Raw genomic sequence first — 7,031 nt, forward strand, 5'->3', positions numbered from 1 at the left:
ATAGTCGGTTGCAGTCGCCAAGGGAATATCACAGCTTCGCCGATGTGCGACGCGCGCTCGGGCACAGGCCTGGCGCGCTGGACGACGTGCGCCTGTTCGACCGGCTCGACTGGATGGAATCGCTTCATCGCCACTGTTTCGCCGATGTGCCGCTTCGTGTCCTTCATGCGGCACAAGGGCACGGTGAAGTCTGGCTGTTCCTGCTGGCGCCGACGCGCGGACGGCTTGAGGCATTGGCCAACTATTACAGCTTCGCCTTTGCCCCTGTTGTTACAGGTACACCGGACCCGGCGGCACGGCGCGCGATGCTGCAAGCCATGGGTCGCCACCTGCGCTCCAGCAGCGCGCGGATGAGCTTCTACCCCCTGGAAGACTGCGCCGAATTGCGTTGGGCGCTAGGCCGGGCGGGATGGTGGACCGTGCGCCGGACCATGGGCGGCCGCCATCTTCTCTCGCTCGATGGGCGGGATTTCGCGACCTACTGGCGCGCGCGGCCGGGCCGGCTACGCAATCTGGTCCGGCGCAAAGGCCGGGACGATCCCTTCGCACTGACTATCCATGACCGGATGACGCCGGATCTGTGGGACGATTATGTCGCGGTGCAGGCGCGCAGCTGGAAATCGGTCGAGCCCAAAGGCGGCCTCGATTTCCTGCTTGATCTGGCCGAGCGGGAAAGCGCGGCCGGCAGGCTGCGGCTGGGGTTCGCGCGGCAAGGCGGCCAGGCGGTCGCCACGCAGCTCTGGACGATCGATCGCGGCGTCGCGCTCATCCACAAGCTGGCGCATGACAAGGCGTTCGATGCCCGGTCGCCCGGCACCCTGCTCAGCCATGCCATGTTCCGCCATGCGATCGACCAGGATCGCGTGACGATGATCGATTATGGGACGGGCGACAATGGCTACAAGACCGATTGGATGGAACGGCGCATCCCCCTTACCCGTGTCGATGCCTATAACCCGCGCGCCGTCAGCCAGTGGCCGGCCGCGGTACGGGCAATGATTTCCGCGCTTGTCGGCTAGGACGCGAAACTATAGTTAGGCGCGCATTATGCACGCCGCCCATCCCCAGCCGTCCGACCAGTCGATCCCTGTCGAAACCCAGATGCGGGCGCTGCTGCGCGACGCGCTTGGCCTGTCGCAGGACCGGGTCGATGCGTTTCATGCCGACACGCCGCTGTTCGGCGCATTGCCCGAACTCGATTCCATGGCGGTCGCAGGCTTGCTGACAGAGATGGAGGATCGCTTCGCCATCCTGATCGAGGATGAGGATATCGACGGCGATACGTTCGAGACTTTCGGGTCGCTCGTCGCCTTTGCGCGGGCCAAGGTCGGCTGACCCTGGCCCCTGCGCGCCGGACTTACGCGTCCACCAGTTCCTCGAAATCCTGCTCCGCCAGGAATTTCTCGACATCCAGCGCCGCCATGCAACCCATGCCCGCCGCCGTCACCGCCTGGCGATAAATCTTGTCGGTCACGTCGCCGGCCGCGAAGACGCCGGGAATGGCGGTGTGGGTCGTGCCCTTTTCCACCAGGATATAGCCCTCATCCAGCGGCAGGCTGTCGGCGAACAATTCGGTCGCGGGGTGATGGCCGATCGCGACGAAGCCGCCATCGGTCGCCTCATGGCTCTTCTCGCCCGTTACCGTGTCAATGAGGTCGACGCCGACCAGCCCTTCGGGCGTGCCGCCACCCACGAAGCGTTCCACCGCCTTGTTCCACAGGATCTTGATGTTCGGATGGGCCTTGAGCCGTTCCTGCAAGATTTTCTCCGCGCGCAGCGAATCGCGGCGGTGGATCAATGTGACGTCATGGCTGTGGTTGGTGAGATACAGCGCTTCCTCGACCGCGGTGTTTCCGCCGCCGATCACCACGACCTTCTTGCCGCGATAGAAGAAACCATCGCAGGTGGCGCAGGCCGACACGCCCTTGCCCTGAAGATGCTCCTCGCCCTCGACGCCCAGCCACTTGGCCTGCGCGCCGGTGCAGATGACCAGCGTATCGGCGACATAGAGCGTGCCGCTGTCGCCGCGCAGCCGAAACGGGCGCTCGGACAGGTCGACATCGACAATCTGGTCATACATCATCTGCGCGCCGACATGCTCGGCCTGCGCCTGCATCTGCTCCATCAGCCACGGCCCCTGGATGACGTCGCGGAAGCCGGGATAATTTTCGACATCGGTGGTGATGGTCAGCTGACCGCCCGGCTGCATCCCCTGCACGACGATCGGCGCGAGGCCCGCACGTGCGCCATAAATGGCGGCGGACAGGCCGGCGGGACCGGATCCCAGGATCAACATGCGGGTGCTGTGCGTGGCGGACATAAAAAGCCTTCAATCTGCGATTCGGATCAGGGAGGAGAGATAGGCAGCCCGGCGGTCTGCGCCAAGCGAAGGATTTGCTTGGGCCCGATGAAGCTGGTCTGCAGATGGGTCGCCGCCGCCAACGGGAAAGGGCCGGCGCGATCTGCACCAGCCCCTTTTCGCCCGTCAGCAAGGCGCGTTCAGTTGATCGTGCCGAGCTTCCCGATCGCGCTGTCGACCAGCGCCTTGTCGGACTGGGCATCATGGCCCTGCGCGATCAAGGTGGCGGCGGCGCTGGTGGCCGCGTTCACCGCCTTGGCGCGGATCGCGGCGATCGCGGCGCGTTCAGCGGCGCCGATCTTGTCCTCGGCCATTTTCTGGCGGCGCACGACCAGTTCCTCGGCATGGGTGCGGGCGTCGTCGACCAGCACTTCGGCCTCATGCTCGGCGGCCTTGCGCATGGCGTCGGCCTCCCCGGCGGCAGCGGCCAGCTTGGCCTCATATTCGCCCTTGAGCGCCTCGGCCTCGGCGCGCAGGCGCGATGCTTCGGCCAGTTGTTCCTTGATCTGCGCGATCCGGCCATCGAGCGCGCCGCCGATCAGGGCGGGCACCTTCTTGACCAGCAGGATGAGGATGAACACCGCCATGGCGAGGCTCACCCAGGCGGTTGCGTCCATGCCCACCGCCTTGGGGTCGGTATGCGGGGCAACGCCTTCATGCGCGACGGTGCCGACCGGCTCCAGCCCTTCGGCGTGGATCGCCTCGCCCAGCGAAGGGGCGGTCGCTTCGTGATGCTGTGCTGCTGCCTCAGCCATGGGCCAGTGCCGCCTTTACTGCGTTGCGGGCCGCTTCGTCCGATGCGTTCACGCCGGAAATGCGCGCCACCATGTCGCGCGCCGCATCGGCGGCGACGGTTTCGATTTCTGCCATGGCCGCGTTGCTCGCGGCCTGGATACGGGCTTCGGCCGCGGCGATCTTCGCCGCGACATCCGCGTCCGCTACGGCGATGCGGGCTTCCGACGCCTTGGCCGCGTCCGACTTCGCCTTGGCCAGCAGCGCCTGAGCGGCGGTGCGGCTTTGCGCGTCGCGGACCTTGTAATCCGCTTCCGCCTCATCGGCACGGGCGAAGGCCGCCTTGGCCGCGTCCAGATCCCCGCTGATCTTCCCGTCGCGTGCGTCTGCCGTGCCCTGAACCTTTGGCACCATGCCAAGGCCAATGACGAAGAAGACGAAGCCGAACGTCAACAGCAGCCAGAATATCTGGCTGGAATAGGTTTCGGCGATTTGCGCGATTTGAGGCATATTACGGGTCCGTCCGGTCAGAGGGCGGTCAAAATCAGGGAAGCGGGCGAGCGCGACATGATGGCCGCCCCGCCCGCCTCAAATGCGTGTCAGGCCACGAACACCAGAATCATGGCGATAACGAACGCCAGCAGACCCAGAAGTTCCGCCGCGGCGAAACCGATGAACAGGCGGCCCTGCTGGCCGTCGGCGGCACCCGGATTGCGCAGCGCGCCTTCCAGGAAGCTGCTGAAGACATTGCCCACACCGAGGGCGGCAATGCCCGCACCGATCGCGGCCAGGCCAGCACCGAGCAGCTTTGCGGCTTCTGCGTCCATGTCGTAAACTCCCTTGTTAAACAGTGAAAAACGTTAAAGAAATTGGCGAAATATCAGTGCAGGTTCTCGGCATCGTTAAGATAGACCGAGGTCAGCAGCGCGAACACATAGGCCTGGATCACCGCAACCAGCACTTCCAGCGCGCTGATGCCGATCATCAGGATGAAGCTGGCCGAACCCACGGTAAAGCCAAGCAGCGGAGACGCGTTTGCGCTGTTGATGACGAAGCCGGCAAGCACCTTGAGCAGCACGTGGCCCGCGGTCATCGCGACGAACAGTCGCAGGCCCAGGCTGAACGGGCGCACCATGAAGGACACGAGCTCGATGAAGAAGAGCGGCACCACCATCAGCGCGGGCGTGCCATGCGGCACGAACAGCGAGAAGAAATGCAGGCCATGCTTGGCGAAGCCCACGATCAGCACGATCGAGAAGCTCATGATGGCCAGCACGCCCGTGGCGGTGAAATGGCTGGTGAAGGTGAAGGGGTGCAGCCCGAACAGGCCGAGCGGCAACAGACCCAGCAGGTTCGCCAGCAGGATGAACATGAAGAGCGAAAAGACGTAGGGGATATATTTGCGGCCCTTGTCCCCGATATTGGCGATCAGCAGGTTCTTGATGAAGCCGGTCATATATTCGACCGCCATCTGCCAGCGGCCGGGCACCAGTTCGCGCTTCATGCCGCCGATCACGAAGATCCACAGCACGAGCGCCGCGAGCACCATGTAGAGCGCGCTGTTGGTGAAGGCGATGTTGAAGCCGCCAAGAGACAGATGATCCGTACCGAACAAGGGTTCGATAGCAAATTGATGCATCGGATCGATTTTGCCGGATTCTGCCACGTTGACCCCTGTAACGTTCACGTCTTCGGACTAAGATAAAAGCGCCCCTATTGGTCGGGACGCTTTACCGTCGTCAATCTGATGATGTTCCTGAACGCCGCCACGATCCCGAGACCGAGGAATACGAGCAGGAGCCATGGGGATGTGTCAAACAGCCGGTCCAGAACCCAGCCGATCAACGCACCGCCGACAAGACCGCCGATCAGTTCAGCAAGAACCCGGTTGCCCAGGCGCGATCCATCGTCCGCCTGCTGCTCCTTGGCCCCCTGCCTGACCTTTTCGGCATGTTCGGCCCGGGCGATCCGCTCCTCCAGCGAAGCGATCCGCGCGTCCTCCCCTGCCGGGTCCTGTCCGGGTGTGTCCGCTGCCATGGCATCCTCCGCGATCCTGTATCGCGGCGGCATGGCGCTTGCGGCTGCACCCGTCAAGGCGCGGCCCGTTTAGAAAGGGGATTGCGGATAGTCAACCATGGTTGGCGCCAAGACTTTCCCTACCATACGAAGGGATAAGAAAAGTCCACCAGCCAGGATGTGTCAGCCGCCCGACGCGCAATAGGATGGCAGCGCGATCGCCCCCGAACCCTTGGTCTGCCACGCGCCACCGCCGATGCGATAGACCTGGCCGCTCTTCAGGCGGGTCAGTGTCTGGCAAGCCGTCGCGGCGGCGGCATCCTGCACCGTCACGCCGCGCTTGCCGGCAAGGTCGGTATAAACCTGCCGCCGCTTGATGTTGATTGATTCGACTTCCTTGCGCACGGTCGGGCTGACCGATCCGGCTACACCCATATAGCCGTCGGCCTGTTCGCCCACCGCGCCCGACGACAGAGCCGCCGCCAGATCGGGCGATTGCGCCTGCGCGCCGCCGGCAAAGCCAAGTCCACCCGCCAGCGCCATCGCGGCGGCGGCCATCCATGCGGATTTCACCATCTTGCGTGTCATTGCGGGAACAACTCCGGATTATTCTGGATAAGGTCCTGCGCATCGCGTTGCAGCTTGACGACGACTTCCTGCTGCACCTTGACGTTCAGGTTGATTTCGATCGGCTTGTCCGGGGCCTTCACCTGAATGCACCCCCCCAGCGCCACACCGGCAAGGCCGGCCATCATGATGCTCTTTATCTTCATTACGGCTCCCCGTTTATCGTCTTGTCGCTGTCCAGAGGCTGAACCGCAAGGGGTTGCGCGCTCTCTTCCCGCATCTTTTCCTGCGCCTGCTTTGCGATTTCGCCCTGCACCAGGTCCGACGGATTGATGAAGGACTGCGCGGTGCCCAAAAGTCCCCGGAAGGGCGCGGCGATCTTCACGTTGAAGATGAAGGGCAAACCGATGAAATTGCGCGCCAGTCCGCCCGGCGCCGCGCCCAGCCGGTCGCGATTGACGCCGTTGAACACGACATTCGTCACCATCTCGCCGTCCAGCGCCCCATCCATCAGGATGGTGAGGCATTTATAGTGCAGATTCTTGAGCGCGTCGAAGGCGACCTTGCCCATGACGCCGATATCCTCGTTCGACACTGGCCCGACATAGGATAGCGTGCCCCCGATCTTCGTGGGATCGCACGGGATGGTCGGCAACACGCCTTCGGGCATCAGCAGCGGCTCCATGCCTGCCTGCCGTGCCACCAGCACGCCGCCCGCCACGCGCCCGCCCCTGGAATTGAAGATTAGCGGCATGATGCCGTCGAAAGTGCCGGTCGCCGACACATTGTCCAATTCCATCGCCTGGATGAAGGACCCTGCGTCCAGCCCGATCACCCGGAACGTCAAATAGCGATCGACGTCGGCGCTGAAATCCATCGTTGTCGGCAACAGCACCAGCTGCCCGCCGGAAAAGGGCCAGCCGCCCCCTTCGATCCGCACTTTCTGCCCCGCTTCCAGCCGGTAGCGCACGACGCCGTCGCGCACCTCGACACCCGGATTGACCGACTTTATCGTCACTTGCTGGCCTGGCGCCGTCACCAGGCCGATAAGGTCGGTGAAGCGAATTTCTCCGCTCAACCCTTCGACCGGGCCGAAGGCGGCGGCCAGACTGGCGTTGTCCGTGCGGAAGGTGCCGGTGCTCGTCACCTTGTCCCCGGTCCAGTCGATCCGCCCGTCACCCGTCACCCCCGCCCGCACATTGGCGACGACGCCCAGCGCCAGCGGCGTAAGCTCATCGGGTTGCAGCCCCGCATCGAACGTCAGTCGGGCACCTTGAGGTCCGCATGGCCCGTGCCTCGGCCAAGTCATGCGCAATGTCGACGTGGCGACCCGCGCGCCCTCCCCGCGCGGTCAGCG

11 protein-coding genes are annotated in these 7,031 nt (G+C 64.2%); 2 read left to right on the top strand and 9 right to left on the bottom strand.

Translation table 11 applies throughout. The features are described from left to right. Positions 1 to 8: 8 nt before the first annotated feature. Both SKA58_RS09010 and SKA58_RS09015 read left to right on the top strand, forming a co-directional pair. The gene (locus tag SKA58_RS09010) at positions 9 to 1,019 is read left to right on the top strand and encodes a GNAT family N-acetyltransferase (protein ID WP_009822098.1); all 1,011 of its coding nucleotides are present in this window, start codon (positions 9 to 11) and stop codon (positions 1,017 to 1,019) included. A 28-nt stretch (positions 1,020 to 1,047) separates the two neighbouring features. Beyond that, positions 1,048 to 1,335: an acyl carrier protein gene (locus tag SKA58_RS09015; RefSeq protein WP_009822099.1), complete on the top strand. Its 288-nt coding sequence runs from the start codon at positions 1,048 to 1,050 to the stop codon at positions 1,333 to 1,335. Positions 1,336 to 1,357: 22 nt separating this feature from the next. Here the strand turns inward: SKA58_RS09015 and trxB are convergent, their stop codons facing one another. The 9 genes from trxB to SKA58_RS09060 all read right to left on the bottom strand — a co-directional run bounded on the left by trxB (position 1,358) and on the right by SKA58_RS09060 (position 6,983). Continuing rightward, complete coding sequence (gene trxB / locus SKA58_RS09020) at positions 1,358 to 2,320, bottom strand: thioredoxin-disulfide reductase (protein ID WP_037542352.1); 963 nt, start codon at positions 2,318 to 2,320, stop codon at positions 1,358 to 1,360. A 179-nt stretch (positions 2,321 to 2,499) separates the two neighbouring features. Continuing rightward, entirely contained in the window at positions 2,500 to 3,114 is a 615-nt protein-coding gene (locus SKA58_RS09025) for a F0F1 ATP synthase subunit B family protein (protein WP_009822101.1), read from the bottom strand. Further along, entirely contained in the window at positions 3,107 to 3,601 is a 495-nt protein-coding gene (locus SKA58_RS09030) for a F0F1 ATP synthase subunit B family protein (protein ID WP_009822102.1), read from the bottom strand. Before SKA58_RS09030 ends, SKA58_RS09025 begins: the two co-directional genes overlap by 8 nt. Before the next feature lie 89 nt (positions 3,602 to 3,690). Continuing rightward, a complete protein-coding gene (locus tag SKA58_RS09035) occupies positions 3,691 to 3,918 on the bottom strand; it encodes a F0F1 ATP synthase subunit C (RefSeq protein WP_004207392.1) in 228 nt (75 codons plus the stop codon). A gap of 53 nt (positions 3,919 to 3,971) precedes the next feature. After that, positions 3,972 to 4,757, bottom strand: coding sequence for a F0F1 ATP synthase subunit A (locus SKA58_RS09040; RefSeq protein ID WP_009822103.1), 786 nt, complete (start codon positions 4,755 to 4,757; stop codon positions 3,972 to 3,974). Between the two features lie 47 nt (positions 4,758 to 4,804). Beyond that, complete coding sequence (locus tag SKA58_RS09045) at positions 4,805 to 5,128, bottom strand: AtpZ/AtpI family protein (RefSeq protein ID WP_037542806.1); 324 nt, start codon at positions 5,126 to 5,128, stop codon at positions 4,805 to 4,807. A 162-nt stretch (positions 5,129 to 5,290) separates the two neighbouring features. Further along, positions 5,291 to 5,695 (bottom strand): YdbL family protein, encoded by a 405-nt coding sequence (locus SKA58_RS09050; RefSeq protein WP_009822105.1) that lies wholly within the window; start codon positions 5,693 to 5,695, stop codon positions 5,291 to 5,293. Continuing rightward, on the bottom strand, positions 5,692 to 5,880 hold the full coding sequence (locus SKA58_RS09055) for a YnbE family lipoprotein (RefSeq protein WP_009822106.1): 189 nt from the start codon (positions 5,878 to 5,880) through the stop codon (positions 5,692 to 5,694). The genes SKA58_RS09050 and SKA58_RS09055 overlap by 4 nt, the downstream gene beginning before the upstream one ends. Continuing rightward, positions 5,880 to 6,983 carry an intermembrane phospholipid transport protein YdbH family protein gene (locus SKA58_RS09060; protein WP_009822107.1) on the bottom strand — a complete coding sequence of 368 codons (1,104 nt, stop codon included), beginning with the start codon at positions 6,981 to 6,983 and terminating at the stop codon, positions 5,880 to 5,882. Before SKA58_RS09060 ends, SKA58_RS09055 begins: the two co-directional genes overlap by 1 nt. Between the last annotated feature and the right edge of the window lie 48 nt (positions 6,984 to 7,031).

Source organism: Sphingomonas sp. SKA58 (assembly GCF_000153545.1).
In the GTDB taxonomy this organism is placed as follows: domain Bacteria; phylum Pseudomonadota; class Alphaproteobacteria; order Sphingomonadales; family Sphingomonadaceae; genus Sphingobium; species Sphingobium soli.